The following is a 16706-nucleotide window of genomic DNA, read 5'->3' as shown; positions in this document are numbered from 1 at the left end:
TGTAGTGCCATGAATCGACAGGACTCGGCCGCCGTGTGGCGCGCCGTGCACGCCGAGCGCGCGGCGCTCATCCAGGACCTGGCGGACCTCGCTCCGCAGCGGTGGGAGACCGCGTCGTTGTGCCGCGGGTGGACCGTCCACGATGTCGTGGCGCACCTGGTCGACGGCGCGAAGACGACACGGCTCGGCTTCGCCAGGCAGCTCATCGCCGCCCGGTTCGACTTCGACCGCGGCACCGCCGTCGGGGTGGAGCGGGAACGGGCCGGTGATCCCGCGGACACGCTCGCCGCCTTCCGGGACGTGGCCGGTATGACCGCCACACCCCCCGCGTCGCTCGCCACCCGACTGGTCGAGGCCTTCGTGCACGGCGAGGACATCCGCCGCCCGCTGGGGCTCCACCGGGACTACCCGTCACAGCCCGTCCTGGCGGCGGTGCGGTACCAGGTCAGGACCCCGGTGGGCTTCGGCGGCGGCAAGGAGCGGGCTCGGGGCCTGTGCCTGAGGGCCGGCGGAGCGGACGCCCCGATCGGTACGGGCCAGGACGTCCACGGGTCGCCCATCGCCCTGCTGCTCGCCCTGTCCGGCCGGCCGACCCGGGAGGGTGAGATCAGCGGCCCGGGAGCCGCGTCCCTCACCGGGCGGTGAGGCACCGTCCGGTTTCGGGCGTGTCCTCCGCCGTACCCCCGCCCACCCGTCCGGCGGATCCGCGCGGCGATACCCGCCCCTCACCGGCCGGAGCGGCGCAGCGCCTCGTACACGGGGGCCAGGCGGGCGGCCACGCCGACGCCGCCGACCCACGGCGGCAGGAGCACGCCGAACCTGGGACCGGGGCGCGGCCGCCTCGGTGAGCGGGCCGTGATCCAGGGCGTAGGGGTGGGGGCGGAAGCGCTTGCGGGAGGCGGTCGCGGCGGGCAGTGCGGGGTCCAGGCCCCACACCCGCAGCCGGTCCGCTTCCCAGAACGCCTCGATCACATGCACATCTCCCACTGTCACGGCTCAGCGGAGGTGGCGTGACCGGTTGGGGAGCCTCCCTGGTGGGGTCGGGGTTCGCTCTGCGGCACAGGCGGGCGCTGGATCTCGTCGTGAGGAGAACCTCGACCGCGTGATGGCCTGTGCCCTCCCGGTCACTGGGTACCGTGTTCCCCGGCGCGGTCGTTCAGGGCGGGGGGGCGGACGCGCGGGTTCGAGCGGCTCCCGGCGCGGATCTTCGACTTCACGGCGGGCGGCCGCCGCGACCTCTACTTCGCGGTCCTACACGTGTTCAACGACGCCAACGAGCGGTTGGAGACGTCCCTGCTGGTGGAGGAGGTGCACGCCAGGCTGCAGCGGGTCAGCGCGCTCCTGGACGGGGTCCGGGTGGGCGCGCGAGGGCTGCACACCAAGCTGGCCGAGGAGCAGCGGCCGCGCTCCTCCGACCTCACCGAGGAGGAGCGCGGGCTGTTCGACCGGGTGCTGACCGGTGACACGCGGCGGCACCTGGCGGACCGGCTGCGCCGGGCGAGCGGGCTGGTGGAGTCGATGAACGGCCGCCTGGCACGGCTTCGCGGATCGCGGTGCGGCTGCGCTGGGAGGTGGCCCCCGACGCCCCGAACGGCACCCGCAGCGCGCGAGTTGCTGATGCGCGACCCCCGGCGGCTCAGCGACGCCGAACGCGAGGCCCTGCACGGGTTCTTCCGTGAACGGATCGACGACGCGCGCTCGGAGGACTCGTCGGCGACGAGGAGGGCACCAACGGCCTGACCGGCGAGCACCTCGACCTCGCCACGAGGCTGGAGGAGGCGAGCGGGGAGGCGTGCAGCGTCCCGGTCGCCATCGCGCTCGGCGAGTTCGCCGAACACTTCCTCGGCGTGGTCGGGGAGATGACCTCCCTCAGCGCGAGCGCCACCGGGGGCGCGGGCGAGGCCACCCTGCACTACGTCAACGGCAACCTGGAGATGGCCGGGGACGCCCAGGCCAACGCCTGCGCGGTCCCCGACGGGTCCGGTGACCCCCTGCGGCCGCACTGACCCCGCCTCCGGAGGAGAGCGATGGTCACCGCTCCCCCGCCATAACCTTCCCTTCCCCCTCACCCCCTAGGGACCATGGAATTCACCACCTTCTCGATCGAAGCGTGCGCACCGGCTGCGGACGGCGGAGTCGTCCCAGGGCTGGTGCCCGTCCCCACCCTCGACCCCGACGCGCTGGAAGAGGCGGCCGGGAACCTGCGTACCGTCGGTGCGGCCATCGAGGAGTACGGTTCGGACATCAGCTCCGCCTGGGCCTCCCTCACCGGTATCTACGCGGCGCCCGAGTCCGACCGGCCTGGGTGTGGGCACCGGCCTCTACCGGGACGGGGAGCTGGCGTATCCGTTCGGCAGTGAGCACGGGCAGAACCTCCTGACCAACCTGGACGAGGCCCAGGACAGCTTCTGGGCGCTGGTGGGCTCGGACGAACGGGGAGGATGGTCCGACCCCGGCCACGCGGGGACGCAGTACCACAACGCGCAGGGCGCCTGGATCGAGGGGGGCGACTCGATCGTCCCGGTCAGCGAGTGGGACGACCAACCGATGTACACCGTCGTCAACGGCGCGGGCAACATCGCACTCATGTTCACCCCGGCGGGGTGGTCCAGGACCTTCCTCGGCGACACGGATCTCGGTCCGGGGACGGGCGGGGACGGCTCCTTCCCCGACGGGCGCGGCTCCGATGGCACGGGGGGCGGGCGCGGCGGCGGGTTCCACGGCACCGACACCGTGGACGCGAGTCCGGACGGGCCCAGCGGCACGGTCGACCCCGACCCGGGCGGAGCGGTCGGGGGGATGCACGACTCCCTGGCCGACCTCCAGGAGCAGATGGGCGGTTCCCAGGGGTCGGGGCCGGGCGCGCCGACCGATTCTGCGGAGCCTGCGCCAGCGCCGTCTCCGTCGCCGGAGACCCCCGGCGACCGGGCCGGTGGGGCGGAGGAGGCCCCTGTTCCGGACAGCAGAGTCAGTACGTCGGCCGCCCCCGAGGGGAGGGACGGACCGTCGCCTCGGCCCGGGCCGCCCAGCGGCTCGCGGTCTCGGCCGAAGCCGAACGCCTCCTGGGGACCGCCCTCCCCGACACGCCGCCCGCGCAGCCCTGGTGGGTGGAGGCACGCCCCACCGACGCGGGTCTGGCCGCCCCGGACACCCGGCAGGCGGTGCGCCGTTTCGCCGACAGCCTGGTGGAGCGGTACGGCGGGCTGGTGTGGCAGTCCGAAGCGCACCCCATCGACCACCTGCCCGGCCAGGGCACACCGGCCGACCCGGGCCTGGTGCTGGGCACGACCGCGGAACTGCTCACCGAGGCCCTGGCCGGGGCCGCCCCTCCCTCTTCGGGCCCACCGAACCCGCCGCTCTGGCCTGGGACACCCGCGGCCTCACCGGACTGTGCCGGGACCGGGCGCCCCGCTCCTCACGGCTGGTGTTCACCGGCCCGCCGGTCTCCGTCCGTCCCGAGGGCGTCCCCGCCTTCTCCGGCACCCTGCGGGTGCGCCGCACCCGTGACGGCCTCCGGGAGACCGTGACCCTCGCGGTGAGCCACTCGCCGGGCTCCGCACCCGACCCGTCCGCGCTGGTGCCGCTCGTCCGGGAGTTGGCCGACCGGGGTGTCCTGCACGTCATGGAGGTACGGCTGCGCCGGGGCCGACCGCGGCAGCGGTTGGAGGGACTGCGGCGCGCTCCTGGCCCACCTGGGCCCCGACGAAGCACGGGACGAGGAGACGGACCGCGGCCCGAAGGCACCGGCGATCCGGTTCCGGTTCACCCCACCCGCTGAGGTGCGGTGAACCGGCCTTCGTCCCCAGGCGAAGCCCGGCGTCCCTTCTCGGCCCAGAACGAAGAGCGGCCCGCCCTCAGCGGTGGGCGGGGGCTCCACAGCACTTCTTGTACTTGCGGCCCGAGGCGCACCAGCAGGCGTCGTTGCGCCCGGGCGGCCACGGCCGGAGCCTGGGGTCGCCGACGGCGAACTCCACCCCCACCTCACCGAGTTCGGTGCCCTCCTGAGACAGGTCGGCGCCCGCCCGATCGGCGGCCTCCACGGCTTCGGCGGCGCTGAGCAGCACCACGTTCCAGCGCGTCTGCGGGTACTGGCGCGCCCGCGCCCGCAGGGAGCGCTCGGCGGCGCGGTAGTAGGCGTCGGCGCCGCCCTCGGCGGCCCGCTTGGCGAGCAGGCCCCGTTCACGGGCCTCGTCGAAGGCGGCGCGGGAGTAGAGCGCCTCCACGCCCTCCACCCCGTCCGGCCCTTCCTCCCCGTCGAACGGCTCCAGGAGGTCCCCGGTCCGCTGTTCGGCCACGGCCAGGGCCACCTCGTCGTGGCCGTCGGCGGGCAGGCCCAGGCGCATACGCATGAGCAGGCGGCCGACGAGCGGGGTCAGGGTGAGGGCGTCCGCGCCGTCGAGCGCCTCCGCAGGCTGGGCGAGCAGCCCCCGGGCGGAGATGTTGTAGCAGCGCAGGGCCTCTTCCCAGCGCTCCAGCTCCTGGAGGTCCTCGCCGAGGATCTGGGCCGGGCCCTCGCCCAGACCGCCGGGGCTCAGGAGTTCGGCGGTGATCCGGTCCGCCTCGGCCGTGTCCCGAACCCGGGGCTCCCCGCGCAGGAGCCGCGCCAGTTCGACGGCGGCGTACTGGCCGTCCTCGGGGGCGGGCGGGTGCTCGCTCACGGCCGCCAGCAGGCGGCGGGCCTGCTCATGGTTCCCGGTCCGCACCAGGTTCTCGGCGTGCTCCAGGAGAAGCTCGCCCGCGAATTCGGGGGCGGCGGCCGCGTCGTCCAGCAGACGGCGGGGCAGGTCCAGGTCGTGGAACGCGGACGCCAGGGGCACGGCGGCGGGGTCGTGGTCGGTCATGGCCGTCAGCCTAGGATCCGTCGAGGCCGCCCGTGGCCGATTCCCCGAAACCGGCGCACCGCCGCCGCGCTCTCACTCGCCCTTGAGCCCCCGGACCACGGTGAGGGCCTCCTCGACGTGCTTGTCGATGCCGGTCATCGAGTTGAAGACGTGGCGCACCACGCCCTCGCGGTCGATCACGTAGGTGACCCGGCCCGGGAGCAGGCCGAGCGCCGAGGGCACACCGAACTTCTTGCGGACGGCGCCGCCCTCGTCGCTGAGCAGGGTGAAGGGGAGCTTGTGCTGGTCGGCGAAGGCCGCGTGGCGCTCCACCGAGTCGGAGCTGATGCCGATCACCTCGGCGCCGGCGTCGGTGAAGACCTCGTGGCTGTCGCGGAAGGCGCACGCCTGCGCGGTGCAGCCCGCGGTGTTGTCCTTGGGGTAGAAGTACAGCACCACGGGGTGCTCGCCGAGCCGGTCGTGCAGGCGCACCTGCTCGCCGGTCTGCGTGGGGAGGGTGACGTCGGGAACGGTGTCGCCGACCTGGATGCCCTTGGCCATCGTCGCCTACCTTCGTATCGGCCGTATGCTCTGCACGGCTTCCGGGGTCCTCCCGGTGAGACTACCGATGGCCGCGCGCCCGGCCGCGAGCCCCCCTACGGCTCGGTGCCGTAGACGTCGGCGGGCCGGTCGAGGGCGCGGGCGTCCAGGACCAGGGAGACGGCGCGGCCGTCGGTGTCCCGGCCCAGCCACACCGGGCAGGGGCCGACGCGGTCGACGAGGACGGCCAGCAGTTCACCGCCCTCCGGGGCGCGCAGGACCCTGAACCACGGGCTCGTGTCGCGGGAGCCCGGAGCCGCGGGCGGGCCGGGGTCCTCGGTTCGGGCGATGGCGTGCGCTAGGCGCAGGAGCGTGTACGGGCCGTCCCGGAACTCCAGCTCGCCTTCGAGGGAGTCGCTGACGGCCTCGGCGAACTCCTGAGCGGTTTGGGTTCCGGGGGCCACCAAGAGGGCGCGGGCGCTCTCCTGGAGGCGGCGTTCCCGTTCGGCCAGGCGTTCCCGCTCCCGTTCGGTGTAGCCGATGAGGAGGTTGGGGTCGCGGTCGGGGTCGGTGAGCAGGTCGGCGAGTCCGGGCAGGGACGCCGCGTCGCACAGGCCCACCAGGCCGGAGTCCCCGTCCACGTGCGTGCCGTGGAACCAGCCCTCGGCCAGGCTCTCGCCGGGGCGCAGGGCCATCTCCCAGGAGGCGGCCTGGTCGGCGCCGGCGGCGTCGACGCGCACGGTGGCCACCCGGGTGGAACCGTCGTCGCAGCGCAGGACGGACAGGCGCACGGGGTGTTCGCCGGACGGCAGGGGCTCGGTGAACGCCGTGTCCTCTCCCGCGAACCCGAGCCCTGCGGGCGCGTGGGCCAGGACCCGGCCGGTGGGCAGGGTGGGGGTGCCCGCGTCGTGGACCTCCAGGACGTCTGAGGCCTTCGTCCCGGCGTCGCGGCACGGCCTGCCGGGCTCGAAGAGCGTCTGGACGCCGTCCGGACGTGTCCGGGGACCGCTCCCGGAGGAGGGCCAGGACGCGCTCGAAGACGGCGTCCTGGCTCACGGTCGCACGCATCGGTCCGCCCCACATGGTTCCCGTGTGTCCGTCTGGCCCGGACATCCAACCAGAACCGTCGGGGGCGGCCCGCGCCGACCGCCCCGGATCAGCGGCCCCGCTCCTCCAGTGCCGTGCACTCCTGGAGGGTGACGCTCTCCTTGTCGAGCGCCTCTCCGCAGGTGGCGGCGCAGATCACCAGGGACCAGAACGAGTCGAGGCGCTCACAGCGGACCTCGACCGGCTGCTCGTCGCCCTGGGCGTGGGCCGTCCCCGGAGCCAGGGTGAGGGCCGCCGCGAGCGCAGCGGTCCACAGTGTCCTTCCAGCGGTCATGGTGTTCCCCCGAAAACCACGTTGACTACTCTCCGATTCCATTCAAGAGCAAAGAGTAGTGCACTTGGGGATCGCACACGGGTGACCCGTGGCCGTTCAGCCGGTGGAGGGGGCGCCGCAGCACTTCTTGTACTTGCGCTCCGAGCCGCACCAGCACGGCCGGTTGCGCTCGGGCGGCCAGGGGCGGCGGCGCGGGGAACCCTCGGGTGCGGTGTCCCGGGCCCAGCGGGCCAGGCCGTCCTCGTCGCCCAGCAGGTCCGCGACCTCGTCGAGGCCGGCCAGGACCACGGCGGGGCGCTCCCCCGGCCAGGTGCGCAGCCGCCGTTCGGCCGCCAGGTAGTAGTCGGCCGCGGACTGCTCGGGGACACGCCCCTCGGCGCGGGCACGCGCGTGGGAGGACGGGTCCAGCACCACCAGGGCTGCGGTCCCGCCGTCGGTCCCGGCGGGGCCGTGCAGCTGTTCGTCGAGCAGGTCGAGTTCGTCGCGCAGGGTCGCCTGCCGACCGTCGGCGGACAGGGCCGCCTCGTCGTGGGCGTCGGGGGCGTGGCCGAGCGCGCCGCGCAGGCGCGCCCGGGAGAGCAGGGGGATGAGGCCCAGGGGGTCCAGGCCCGCGACGAGGTCGGCGGGATGGGCCAGCAGCCCCCGACAGCTCACGTTGTAGCAGGCCAGGGCGCGTTCGAGGTCGCCGTCGGTCTCGAAGTCCTCCGCCAGCACGAAGGCGGTCTCCGGCAGGAGCGTGCCCGGGTCCATGAGTTCGTCGATGAGCCGGTCGGCCTCGGCGGCCTCCCCCTGGCCGCGCAGGATCCCCGCCGCCATGTGGACGGCGTACTGGCGGTGCACGGGTTCGGGGGCCCGCTCCCGCAGGACGCCGAGCAGCCGTTGGGCCCGGTCCGGGTCGCTGTGGCGCAGCCCGTCGGCGAAGTCCAGGAGGATGCCCCCGGCGTCGGCGGGGTCGGCCGCCAGTTCGTCCACGCAGGCCTGGGGCAGGTCGAGGGCGAAGACGGCGCCGAGGAACTCCGGCGGGAGCGGGGCCGAGGGCTGGCTGTGGATCATGTCCCCAGGCTAGGTGCCGCCGGGGTGTGCTCGACCAGACACGACGTGTGGCCCACGACGTTCCAGCGGCCCACGGGGGTCAGCCCAGCGGGAGGCGGGCCCAGGCCAGGGCGAGCAGGTCGAGGGCGCCCCGCCCGTACCGGGCGCCCGCCTCCAGTCCCGCCGCCGCTGCCAGGACTGCCAGGAGCAGGGCCAGCGTCCAGGCGAGCCCGCGGCGCCGCCGTCTGCGGCGGGACCTGAGAGGACCGTCGGCGTCGATCCAGGACTGGTCGAGGCGGGCGACCTCGCGGCGCAGGTCCTGTACCTCGGCGTGGTAGTCGTCGCGCTCGCCGCGGACGCGCTGGAGTTCGGCCCGCTCGGCGCGGACGGCCGCGCGGGCGTCGACGATGTCCACGCGAGCCGCCTCGGGGCCGCGGCGGGTGTGCCAGCGCTCCAGGCGGGCGAGGGGGAGGTCGGCGTACTGGGTGGGCCAGTTGCCCTCGCCGGCGAGGTCGGGGCGGATCTCCTCGGTTCCGGGCAGGGTCTCGGAGGCGTAGTCGGATTCGAAGGCGGGGGCCGGATACTCCCGGGAGGGGCCGTCGGGGGCGGGCGGCTGTTGCGCTCCGGTGTCGTCGGGCGGCAGGTCCTCCGCGGCGGGGACCCCGTCGTCGGGTTCGGGGCCCGGGGCGTCGTCGTCGAACGGGGCGGGCACGGTACCGGGTTCGGGGAGCGGCCGGTCCTCCTCGGGAAGGGCCTCGACGACGGGCTCCTCCGCCTCGGCGGCGCCCACCCCCTGCGGCTCCCCGTCGTCGGGCCCGAGATCGGGGAGCGCCTGCGCGGCCAGGGCGTCGTCGCCCTCCCACGGCGGCCGGGGGGCGGGCTCCGGACGCTCGGCCTCCTCGGCGGGCCGGGGCCGGGCGCGGGGGTCGAGCCAGTCGCGCAGCAGGTCGCGGCGTTCGGTGAAGGTCGGCGCGTCGGGCACCCCGCGTTCGTGCAGGTGGTCGGCGAGTGCGTCGCCGCCCTCCTCGCGCAGGAGGGACACCAGGGCCTCGGCCACCCGCAGGAAGTCGGGCGGCGGCGGGGCCGGGCGGGGGGAGAGCGTGTCGGCGGGGGGCGGACCGAAGGCGGTGTGCGGGCCGTCGTCGGGGCCCAGCAGCGGTTCGTAGGTGGAGAAGGACCAGTCCCATCCGGCCGCGGGCAGTGCGTCGGCGGGGGTGAGGACGTCGTACAGGATGCGGTGCAGGCCCCAGAGGAAACGTAACTGGAGGCCCTGCCACAGGTCGGCGTGCTCGGGTTCCAGGGCGAGGCGGACCGGGCGTTCGGGGTGGGCCAGGGCCGCGGCGACGGCTCCGGCCAGGACGGGCTCGCCGCAGATCGTGGTCTCGGCGGCGCGGCGGTCGCGGTTGCGCTGGGCGCCGGGGGCGGCGGTGGCCTCCCACGGTTCGGGGACGGCCAAGGGCTCCATGGTCTCCCAGCCCGGTCCGGGGGGACGGCTCTCGGCGGGGCGGGTGCGGGGGTTCTCGTGCAGGGACAGCACACGGGGGAGGGTGAGTCCGTGGGCGGGGCCCACGATCGCGCAGGCGTGCGCGCGGTGCACCTCGCCGGGCCAGCGGTAGACGAGGGCCGCCTGCCCGTCGGGATAGGCGCGGGACCAGAGGGTCTCGGGATAGTCGGAGGGGGGCGTGCCGGGCAGGGCCGCACCGTAATCGGCGGTGAGGGCGGGGACGAGCCGGTCGCGCCAGGAGCGCAGCGCGGGGAGTTCGTCCTCGGGCAGGGAGGTGGCGGCGGGGCCGGGGCCGTTGCGCCCCAGAAGGGTCGGTTCCGCCCAGGCGAAGTGGATCTGGTGGTAGGTGCTGTCGGGCAACGCCCCTCCCGGGTGCTCGGACCGAGACGGCGTGTCGGCCGCCCCTAGGAAGGTATCCGGGTGCGTGCAGGGGAAAACAGGGGCCTTCGCCCGTCACCGTCCTCGACGGGCACCCGGCGGCGTGGTCTCTTCCGGGCGGGCACGGCCGGGCCCCCGTGCCCGTGGCGGGACCGCTGCCACGGGCACGGGAGTCCTCCCTGTCAACCCGCCTCGTCCAGGCGGGACCGCTGTTCGGGCGAGAGGGCGAGGTCGGTGGCCTCGATCGCCTCGTCGAGCTGGGCCGTACCGCTCACGCCCACCAGCGGCACGATGCCGTGGTCCATCAACCAGGCCAGGACGACCTGGTTGCGGGTGGCGCCGGTCTCGGCGACCACGTCGTCGAGGACGGCGAGGCGGGCCGCGGTGCCGGGGTGGTCGTAGACGGGGTCCAGGGTCTTGTCCCGGCGGGTGTAGGCACCCCACAGCAGCGGCGTGTAGGCCACCACCGTGTACTCGCGCCCCTCGGCGCGCTCGGCGCGGACGAAGTCCAGCAGTTCGGGCGTGACGTGCATGTGGCCCATGGACTGGAGCGGCCGGTCGAAGCGGGGTTGCAGATAGCTGTACCGGTACTGGAGGACACGCGGACGCGGCCAGTGGCGGGTCTCGGCGATCGCACGGGCGCGCTCCAGGCGCCAGGTGCGGTGGTTGGACAGGCCCAGCTCGGCGACGCGGCCGTCGGCGACGAGGGCGGCGAACGCGCCCATGGTCTCCTCCAGGGGGACGGAGCGGTCCTCCTGGTGGGCGTAGAGGAGGTCGAGCCGGTCCGTGCCCAGGCGCTCGCTGCTGCGCTCGGCGGCCTTGGCGACCGCCTCGGCGGACAGGCCCTCCTTGGTCTCCAGCCCGGTTCCGGGCACGGTGGGCTGGGCGCCGAGCTTGGTGGCGATGACGACCTCGTCGGTGACGCCGCGCTCGCGCCGCCAGCGGCCGAGGAAGGTCTCGCTCTCGTGGCCGTGGAAGCCCTCGACCCAGAACTGGTAGCAGTCGGCGGTGTCGACGAACGTCCCGCCGGCCTCGACGAAGCGGTCGAGCAGGGCGGAGGCGGTGGCGTCCTCGGTCTCGCTGCCGAACTTCATCGCGCCCAGGCACAGGGCGCTGACGCGGCGGTCGCCGATGGCGGTGTAGCGCATCAGGTGGTCTCCTCGACCTTTCGGGGTGCGTGTTCGGTGAGAACGGTGACGTAGTGGTCGATCTTGTTCTGGATGGCCGCCTGCCGGTCGTGCAACTCGGCGATGCGCCGCTCCAGGAGGTCCAGGTGCGTCTGGAGCACCTGGACCCGCTGGGTGATGGTGTGGTCGCCGGAGCGGACGAGTTCGGCGAACTCGCGCAGGCGGGCGATGGGCATGTCCGTGTCGCGCAAGCAGCGGATCAGACCGAGGAGGTGGACGTCGTCGGCGCGGTAGCGGCGGTGGCCGCTGGGGGCGCGGTCGACCTGCCTGAGCAGCCCTTCCCGCTCGTAGTAGCGGAGGGTGTCCAGGGTCAGGCCGAACCGTTCGGCGACCTCTCCGGGAGTGAAGTGGTCCTTCATGGCCCCAAGCATGGGACCTGGAGTGCACTCCAGGTCAAGCGGAGGCGGAGAACGCCGCTCAGGAGGGCCTGGGGACCACCGTGATCCAGGTGGCGCGGGCCTGGGCGACCAGGCGGCCGGATTCGTCGTAGAGGGCGCTGCCGGTGTGGACCTTGCGGCCCTCGACGGCCTCCAGGTGGCCCATCGCCACGTAGGTGTGCCCGATCCGCGGCGCCTCCTCGACGCGGGCGGTGAAGCGGCCCAGGACGATGGGGCGGCCCTTGATGTCGTGGGACCAGCCGCCGGGGCAGTCCAGGGCGGTCCAGGTGTCGGGCAGGGCGACGGCGCCGGCGCCGTCGTCGAGGTTCGGGTGCGGGGTCCACGTGCAGGCGACGACGGTCCCGGCGCCGTCGGGTCCGGTGCCGGGGCGCACCCTGCCGGGGCAGAGGTGGAGGCCGTCGCCCTCGGGGCGGGCGGGGCCGCAACTGTAGCAGTGCGGGAAGGGGTGGCCCTCCAGGCCGGGGTAGCGCTTCTCCGCCTCGGCCGCCTCGCCGGGGGTGACGGGTGTGCCGGGGACGGCCGGGCGGTCGGGGAGTTCGGCGCGGACGGCCTCGGCCACCAGGTGGCCCTTGCCGTCGGTCTCGGGGTCGGTGAGCAGCAGGCCGGTCGCGGGGTCGCCCGCGACGGTGAGGGGGCGTCCCAGCGGCGGGGGCGTGCGCAGGGTGACGGTGACGGCGGGGCCGCCCTCCGCGGTGAGCCGGGCGGCGAGCAGCCCGGAGCTGTAGCCGCCGTTGCCCGATCCGTCGGGTCCGTTGCAGGGGGTCGGGATGGTGAGGGTCGGGGCCGCGTCGCCCGGTGCGCCGTTCATAGGCCCAGGGTAGGGCGGCCTCCCCGGATGCGTGCCACCGGCCGCCGTGGCTGGGCGGCGGGCGGCCGGTCGGCGCGGCAGGCGCGGCAGGCGCGGCAGGCGCGCGTAGGAGCTCCGCTGGGCCGGGGACCGCACCGGCGTGGATCACCGGTACCGACCGCGGCTCCCGCCTCCGGGTGTGGTTCGAACTCCACGAGGACCTGATCGCCGCGCTGGGCCCGAAGCGCTGACGCGGCGTGTCACCGGTCGCTGGTGCGCCCTATCTTGCAGAAGGGCCGGTGGCAGGCCGGGGCGAGCACGGTGAACACCGACAGCGGCCACACCGCCGCGGCGACCGCGAGGGGCACCGCCCACATCCCGGGGGTGACGATCGGCATGTCCCCCACGATCCGGGCGAAGAACGCGTGGTTGTCGCGGCAGGGCCGGCACCCGGGTTCGGGTTCGCGGCCCAGGGTGCGCTCGGCCTCCAGGTGGAACAGCAGTGCGGTCACCGCGCCGGCGGAGAGGTAGAGGTAGAGGATCGTCACGGTCGGGTGTCCGGGCCTTCGGGAGAGCGCATCCGCGTATGGTGCCAGACCGGGTCCTGGGGCGCACCCCGTTGTACAGTGGCCGGAGTACGCAGCGGCGGTACGGAGGAGGTGGGAGGCGGTCCTCGCGGTCGACGACCGGGCGCTCTCACCAGGGACAGGACGCGCTGCCTCCTGACGGGCGACCCGCGAACCGAAAGGCATCCGTGGCTCCGACCCGTACCGATTCCCTCTCCGCTCTCACCCGGCGCCTGAGACGGGCGGGCTGCGTCTTCGCGGAGGACGAGGCCCTCCTGCTCGTCGCCACCGCGCACACGCCCGACCGCCTCGCGGAGATGGCCGACCTGCGCTGCCGCGGGGTCCCCCTCGAACACGTGCTGGGGTGGGCCCGCTTCTGCGGTCTGCGCGTGGCCGTCGACCCCGGGGTGTTCGTCCCCCGCCCCCGCACCGAGCACCTGGCCCGCAGCGCCGCGGCCCTGCTCGGCCCGGGCTCGACCGCGGTCGACCTGTGCTGCGGCAGCGGCGCCGTGGGCGCCCACCTGCTCCGGGCCCGTCCCGGAACGGTCCTGCACGCCGCCGACATCGACCCGGCCAGCGTCGCCTGCGCCCGCCGCAACCTGCCCGGACGCCCCGTCCACCTGGGCGACCTGTACGACGCCCTGCCCAAGGGGCTGGGCGGACGCGTGGACGTCCTGGTCGCCAACGCGCCCTACGTCCCCACCGGTCGGATCGCCCTCCTGCCGCCGGAGGCCCGCGACCACGAGGACCGACGCGCCCTGGACGGCGGGCCCGACGGCCTGGGCCCGGTCCGCCGGGTGGCCGCCCACGCCCGCCGGTGGCTCGCCCCCGGCGGGCACCTGCTCGTGGAGGTCGACGAGGGGCAGGTACCCGGGGCGGCCGCCGCCTTCACCGGCGGCGGCCTCACCACCCGGGCCCTCACCTGTCCACGAACCGGTGCCACCGTCCTGGCGGGAGGCCGGTGACCGTCCCCGCCGACCCTTCGTCCGTGGACCGGGCTCAGGAGGAGAGCTCCCCCGGAGGGACCACGGTGATCCTCTCGGGGTCCTCCTGCGGGGCGCTCTCCTCCCCCGCGGACTGGGCCTGGCCCTGCTCGTTGGTGCCCTCCTGGCCCTGGGCCTGGCCCTGCACGTTCTCCAGGTCGTTGATGTTGGCGTTGTCCACGTGGATGTGGTTGTGGATGATGACGTTGATGACCGGGGTGTCCCCGTCCTTGCCGTCCTTCCCCTGGTGGCCGCCGTCCCCGTGCCCGCACTCGGACGGGTAGTAGCCCGAGGAGACACAGTCTCCGCCCGCGTTCCACTGTTCGGGGCCTCCCGGCTGTTCGGGAAGGCTGTCGGCCAGGGCCGCCGACGGCCAGGCCAGGGCCGGGACCGCGGCCCCGGCGACGAGGACACGGGCGATGACCTTCTTCATCTGGATTCTCCCTTCCCCGCGGGCCCGCGACAGGCGGGCCCGCACAAGAGCGCACTCTCACTGGATCACTGCGGTGGGGACCGGGCACGCGCGACCGAGGGGCCCTCCCGTTCCCCGGGCGGGCCCCTCCCGGACGACGGCCGTCGCCGTCATCCGCCGATGCCGTGGATCCGGTCGCCGTGGCGGTCGCCATGCCCGGAGGCCGCTGCGTCCGCCGTCATCACGCCGGTCGGCTTCAGAGGATCGAGTCGTCCTGGGTCTGGCCCTGACCCTGACCCTGGCCCTGGCCCTGGGCGTTGGTCCCCTCGTTGGTGCCCTCCTGGCCCTGAGCCTGGCCCTGAGCGTTCTCCTGAGTGTTCTCGTTGTCCTGCACACTCACCTGGTCCTGGTCCTGGGCCTGGCCCTGGGCGTTGGTGCCCTCCTGGTCCTGGTGCTGTCCCTGGACGTTGGTGAGCTCGTTGAAGTTCAGGTTCTCGCTCTCGATCTCGTTGACGATCTCGAGGACCCGGTCCTTCTTGACGTTGTCCTTGAGCACGTAGTCGGCGTAGCCGGCGAACGCGGCGGCCGGAGCGGCCAGGGCCAGGCCCGGAGCAACGAAACCGGCGATGACGAGTCTGGCCATGGTCTTCTTCATGACAATTTCCCTTTCACATGGATGAATTAATTAGAACCACGCATGATCAGCCGAACCACGCAACACCGAGCCATCAAAGACGAAGGACCCAGAGCAGCATCCACGCCGTGCGCACATGCTTTTCCGCGCGAACCAGCACCTCGCGTCGGCACTAGATCACCACAACACGGACAAGTATGACCAGGCAAGACAGAACCTTAGTTACTGACAGTATTTATACCATTACTATAAGTAACAGATCGGAGGCAAAAGTATGCGCCAATGAAAAACAGCAGCACCGCCGCATGCAAAGGGACACGAAAGAGCAACGACCCAAAGGAACCCGGAAACCGATGAACGCCTCAGAAAGCCGTCAAGAATCGGCCCTGGAACCCCTCGGCGGGACGGGCCGAGGGGGCCGGCGCCCGGGCGCCGGCCCCCTCGCCAGTTGTTCCTGGGGCGTGTCCGCCCCGCCCGTCAGTCCCCGCTGTGCTTCTCCAGGAAGGTGTAGACGTCGTGCTCGTCCACCCCCGGGAAGGTGCCGGAGGGCAGTGCGGACAGCACGTGGGAGTGGGCCCGTGCCGAGGGCCAGACGTTGCCCTCCCAACGGGCGGCGAGGTCGGCCGGCGGGCGCACGCAGCACTCCCCGTTCGGGCAGTTGGACTTGGTTCGGTTGGTGGTCTCGCGCCCCCGGAACCAGCGCGACTCCTTGTAGGGCACGCCGAGGGTGATCGCGAAGTTGCGCTCGCGGCTGGGGTCGACGTGCGCGACGCACCAATGGGTGCCGTTGGGCTTGTCGGTGTACTGGTAGAAGATCGAGTAGCGGTCCGGGGATGCGAAGACCTGGCGGCCCGACCACTGGCGGCACATGCGCTGGCCCTCGATCGCCCCGCTCTCGTCGGTGGGGAAGACCAGGCCGTCGTTCTCGTAGGCCTTGTAGATGATGCCGGTCTCGTCGTTGCGGATGAAGTGGCACACCAGGTCCAGGTGCCGGTGGGCCAGGTTGGTGAACCGGTGCGCGGCCATCTCGTAGGAGACGGAGTAGACGTCGCGCAGGTCCTCCACGGACAGGTCGCGCGCCTCCTTGGCCTCCTGGAGGTAGGGGACCGCCGCCGTCTCGGGGATGAGCACCGCGGCGGCGAAGTAGTTGGCCTCCACCCGCTGGCGCAGGAAGTCGGCGTAGTCGCGCGGGTGCCCGTGGCCCAGGACCACGTGCCCCAGCGTCTGCAGGAGGATCGTCCGGGGGCTGTGCATGCCCAGCAGCGTCGTCTCGCGCTTGAGGTAGATGCGCCGGTTGATGTGGTCGGTGAGGGAGCGCACCGAGCGGGGCAGGTCTTGCACGTACCTGAGGGTGAACCCGTGGTGGGTGGCGATCGCCAGGATCTGGCCCTGGGAGAGGGCACCGGTGGAGTAGTTGACGGCCGCGAGGGTCTCGGCGGCGGCCTTCTCGATGTGCTCGAAGTAGTTGCCGCGCTCGCGCATCTGCCGCCGCAGGTCGGCGTTGGCCCGCCGGGCCTCCTCCGGGGTGGCGGTCGGCTTGACGCTGCGGCGCTTGAGTTCGTCGTACAGGCCGACGATGTGTTCGAGCACGTCGTTGGGGACCCGCTTGCCGACCTTCAGGTGCGGCAGGTTGAGGTCCTGGTAGACGGTGTCGCGCTGGGCCTCCTCCACCGCGATCTCCAGTTGTGCACGCCGGCTCGGAGGCTGCTTGGAGAGGAGTTCCTCGACGGAGACGCCGAGGGCCGAGGCCAGGGACGTGAGGAGGGAGAGCTTGGGCTCGCGCTTGCCGTTCTCCAGCAGGGAGAGCTGCGACGGCGCACGACCCACGCGTTCACCCAGGTCAGAGAGGGTCATTCCGCGCGCGCGCCGCAGATGACGGAGACGTTGCCCGAAGGTAACGAGATCTAGGTCACCTGGCAAAGACGGTATTTCTTCAGCACCAAAGTACGCCATGCGTTCATGGTACGGAAAGAATCGAGCTTCTTCACCCGATTTCGAGTGGAAAAGTCTTGGATCTTGCCCAAGAATCATAGTTACCGGCGGGGAACTTACCGCTCAGGGCTCACCCCCGGCCCTGTGGCACG

Annotated in this window: 19 protein-coding genes; 6 read left to right on the top strand and 13 right to left on the bottom strand. The window is 73.4% G+C overall.

Annotated elements, in window-relative coordinates; translation table 11 throughout:
* Positions 1–9 precede the first annotated feature (9 nt).
* From ACFHWE_RS12160 to ACFHWE_RS12140, 5 genes are all read left to right on the top strand, one after another.
* Complete coding sequence (locus ACFHWE_RS12160) at positions 10–645, top strand: maleylpyruvate isomerase family mycothiol-dependent enzyme (RefSeq protein ID WP_416601246.1); 636 nt, start codon at positions 10–12, stop codon at positions 643–645.
* Between the two features lie 612 nt (positions 646–1257).
* A complete protein-coding gene (locus tag ACFHWE_RS12155) occupies positions 1258–1740 on the top strand; it encodes a hypothetical protein (protein ID WP_416601244.1) in 483 nt (160 codons plus the stop codon).
* A complete protein-coding gene (locus tag ACFHWE_RS12150) occupies positions 1737–2006 on the top strand; it encodes a DUF6507 family protein (RefSeq protein WP_416601280.1) in 270 nt (89 codons plus the stop codon). Before ACFHWE_RS12155 ends, ACFHWE_RS12150 begins: the two co-directional genes overlap by 4 nt.
* Positions 2007–2081: 75 nt before the next feature.
* Positions 2082–2360, top strand: coding sequence for a hypothetical protein (locus ACFHWE_RS12145; protein ID WP_416601243.1), 279 nt, complete (start codon positions 2082–2084; stop codon positions 2358–2360).
* 326 nt (positions 2361–2686) lie between these two features.
* Positions 2687–3778, top strand: a complete 1092-nt coding sequence (locus tag ACFHWE_RS12140) for a DUF6177 family protein (protein WP_416601242.1) — start codon at positions 2687–2689, stop codon at positions 3776–3778.
* A 76-nt stretch (positions 3779–3854) separates the two neighbouring features.
* Here the strand turns inward: ACFHWE_RS12140 and ACFHWE_RS12135 are convergent, their stop codons facing one another.
* The 10 genes from ACFHWE_RS12135 to ACFHWE_RS12090 all read right to left on the bottom strand — a co-directional run bounded on the left by ACFHWE_RS12135 (position 3855) and on the right by ACFHWE_RS12090 (position 12575).
* On the bottom strand, positions 3855–4841 hold the full coding sequence (locus tag ACFHWE_RS12135; RefSeq protein ID WP_416601240.1) for an SEC-C domain-containing protein: 987 nt from the start codon (positions 4839–4841) through the stop codon (positions 3855–3857).
* A gap of 72 nt (positions 4842–4913) precedes the next feature.
* Positions 4914–5381 (bottom strand): peroxiredoxin, encoded by a 468-nt coding sequence (locus ACFHWE_RS12130; protein ID WP_416601238.1) that lies wholly within the window; start codon positions 5379–5381, stop codon positions 4914–4916.
* Between the two features lie 95 nt (positions 5382–5476).
* Positions 5477–6250: a DUF4241 domain-containing protein gene (locus tag ACFHWE_RS12125; RefSeq protein ID WP_416601278.1), complete on the bottom strand. Its 774-nt coding sequence runs from the start codon at positions 6248–6250 to the stop codon at positions 5477–5479.
* A gap of 266 nt (positions 6251–6516) precedes the next feature.
* Positions 6517–6741: a hypothetical protein gene (locus ACFHWE_RS12120; RefSeq protein WP_416601236.1), complete on the bottom strand. Its 225-nt coding sequence runs from the start codon at positions 6739–6741 to the stop codon at positions 6517–6519.
* 96 nt (positions 6742–6837) lie between these two features.
* The gene (locus tag ACFHWE_RS12115; RefSeq protein WP_416601234.1) at positions 6838–7794 is read right to left on the bottom strand and encodes an SEC-C domain-containing protein; all 957 of its coding nucleotides are present in this window, start codon (positions 7792–7794) and stop codon (positions 6838–6840) included.
* Positions 7795–7873: 79 nt separating this feature from the next.
* Positions 7874–9637: a hypothetical protein gene (locus ACFHWE_RS12110; protein WP_416601232.1), complete on the bottom strand. Its 1764-nt coding sequence runs from the start codon at positions 9635–9637 to the stop codon at positions 7874–7876.
* 200 nt (positions 9638–9837) lie between these two features.
* Entirely contained in the window at positions 9838–10803 is a 966-nt protein-coding gene (locus ACFHWE_RS12105) for an aldo/keto reductase (RefSeq protein WP_416601230.1), read from the bottom strand.
* Positions 10803–11201 (bottom strand): MerR family transcriptional regulator, encoded by a 399-nt coding sequence (locus ACFHWE_RS12100; protein WP_416601229.1) that lies wholly within the window; start codon positions 11199–11201, stop codon positions 10803–10805. The genes ACFHWE_RS12105 and ACFHWE_RS12100 overlap by 1 nt, the downstream gene beginning before the upstream one ends.
* 58 nt (positions 11202–11259) lie before the next feature.
* Positions 11260–12048 (bottom strand): hypothetical protein, encoded by a 789-nt coding sequence (locus tag ACFHWE_RS12095; protein WP_416601227.1) that lies wholly within the window; start codon positions 12046–12048, stop codon positions 11260–11262.
* A gap of 239 nt (positions 12049–12287) precedes the next feature.
* Positions 12288–12575, bottom strand: coding sequence for a hypothetical protein (locus tag ACFHWE_RS12090; protein WP_416601225.1), 288 nt, complete (start codon positions 12573–12575; stop codon positions 12288–12290).
* A 206-nt stretch (positions 12576–12781) separates the two neighbouring features.
* Between ACFHWE_RS12090 and ACFHWE_RS12085 the strand changes: the two genes are divergently transcribed.
* The gene (locus tag ACFHWE_RS12085) at positions 12782–13558 is read left to right on the top strand and encodes a putative protein N(5)-glutamine methyltransferase (RefSeq protein ID WP_416601224.1); all 777 of its coding nucleotides are present in this window, start codon (positions 12782–12784) and stop codon (positions 13556–13558) included.
* A gap of 34 nt (positions 13559–13592) precedes the next feature.
* Here the strand turns inward: ACFHWE_RS12085 and ACFHWE_RS12080 are convergent, their stop codons facing one another.
* The 3 genes from ACFHWE_RS12080 to ACFHWE_RS12070 form a co-directional block, all read right to left on the bottom strand.
* Positions 13593–14009, bottom strand: a complete 417-nt coding sequence (locus tag ACFHWE_RS12080) for a hypothetical protein (RefSeq protein WP_416601222.1) — start codon at positions 14007–14009, stop codon at positions 13593–13595.
* Positions 14010–14244: 235 nt separating this feature from the next.
* A complete protein-coding gene (locus ACFHWE_RS12075; RefSeq protein ID WP_416601221.1) occupies positions 14245–14643 on the bottom strand; it encodes a hypothetical protein in 399 nt (132 codons plus the stop codon).
* A 456-nt stretch (positions 14644–15099) separates the two neighbouring features.
* Positions 15100–16542 carry a helix-turn-helix domain-containing protein gene (locus ACFHWE_RS12070; RefSeq protein WP_416601219.1) on the bottom strand — a complete coding sequence of 481 codons (1443 nt, stop codon included), beginning with the start codon at positions 16540–16542 and terminating at the stop codon, positions 15100–15102.
* Positions 16543–16706: the final 164 nt, after the last annotated feature.

Origin of the sequence: Nocardiopsis sp. LOL_012 (assembly GCF_048060475.1) — a bacterium.
In the GTDB taxonomy this organism is placed as follows: Bacteria; Actinomycetota; Actinomycetes; order Streptosporangiales; family Streptosporangiaceae; genus Nocardiopsis.
Note: the sequence above shows the minus strand (reverse complement) of the source record. Positions and strands in the feature narration are given on the sequence as shown.

Bases quoted from the DNA above. Each gene is read 5' to 3' on its own strand.
- ACFHWE_RS12105 (WP_416601230.1), bottom strand. From the start codon at position 10,803: ATGCGCTACACCGCCATCGGCGACCGCCGCGTCAGCGCCCTGTGCCTG.
- ACFHWE_RS12080 (WP_416601222.1), bottom strand. From the start codon at position 14,009: ATGAAGAAGGTCATCGCCCGTGTCCTCGTCGCCGGGGCCGCGGTCCCG.
- ACFHWE_RS12100 (WP_416601229.1), bottom strand. From the start codon at position 11,201: ATGAAGGACCACTTCACTCCCGGAGAGGTCGCCGAACGGTTCGGCCTG.
- ACFHWE_RS12120 (WP_416601236.1), bottom strand. From the start codon at position 6,741: ATGACCGCTGGAAGGACACTGTGGACCGCTGCGCTCGCGGCGGCCCTC.
- ACFHWE_RS12160 (WP_416601246.1), top strand. From the start codon at position 10: ATGAATCGACAGGACTCGGCCGCCGTGTGGCGCGCCGTGCACGCCGAG.
- ACFHWE_RS12145 (WP_416601243.1), top strand. From the start codon at position 2,082: ATGGAATTCACCACCTTCTCGATCGAAGCGTGCGCACCGGCTGCGGAC.
- ACFHWE_RS12140 (WP_416601242.1), top strand. From the start codon at position 2,687: ATGGCACGGGGGGCGGGCGCGGCGGCGGGTTCCACGGCACCGACACCG.
- ACFHWE_RS12130 (WP_416601238.1), bottom strand. From the start codon at position 5,381: ATGGCCAAGGGCATCCAGGTCGGCGACACCGTTCCCGACGTCACCCTC.
- ACFHWE_RS12115 (WP_416601234.1), bottom strand. From the start codon at position 7,794: ATGATCCACAGCCAGCCCTCGGCCCCGCTCCCGCCGGAGTTCCTCGGC.
- ACFHWE_RS12135 (WP_416601240.1), bottom strand. From the start codon at position 4,841: ATGACCGACCACGACCCCGCCGCCGTGCCCCTGGCGTCCGCGTTCCAC.
- ACFHWE_RS12095 (WP_416601227.1), bottom strand. From the start codon at position 12,048: ATGAACGGCGCACCGGGCGACGCGGCCCCGACCCTCACCATCCCGACC.
- ACFHWE_RS12075 (WP_416601221.1), bottom strand. From the start codon at position 14,643: ATGAAGAAGACCATGGCCAGACTCGTCATCGCCGGTTTCGTTGCTCCG.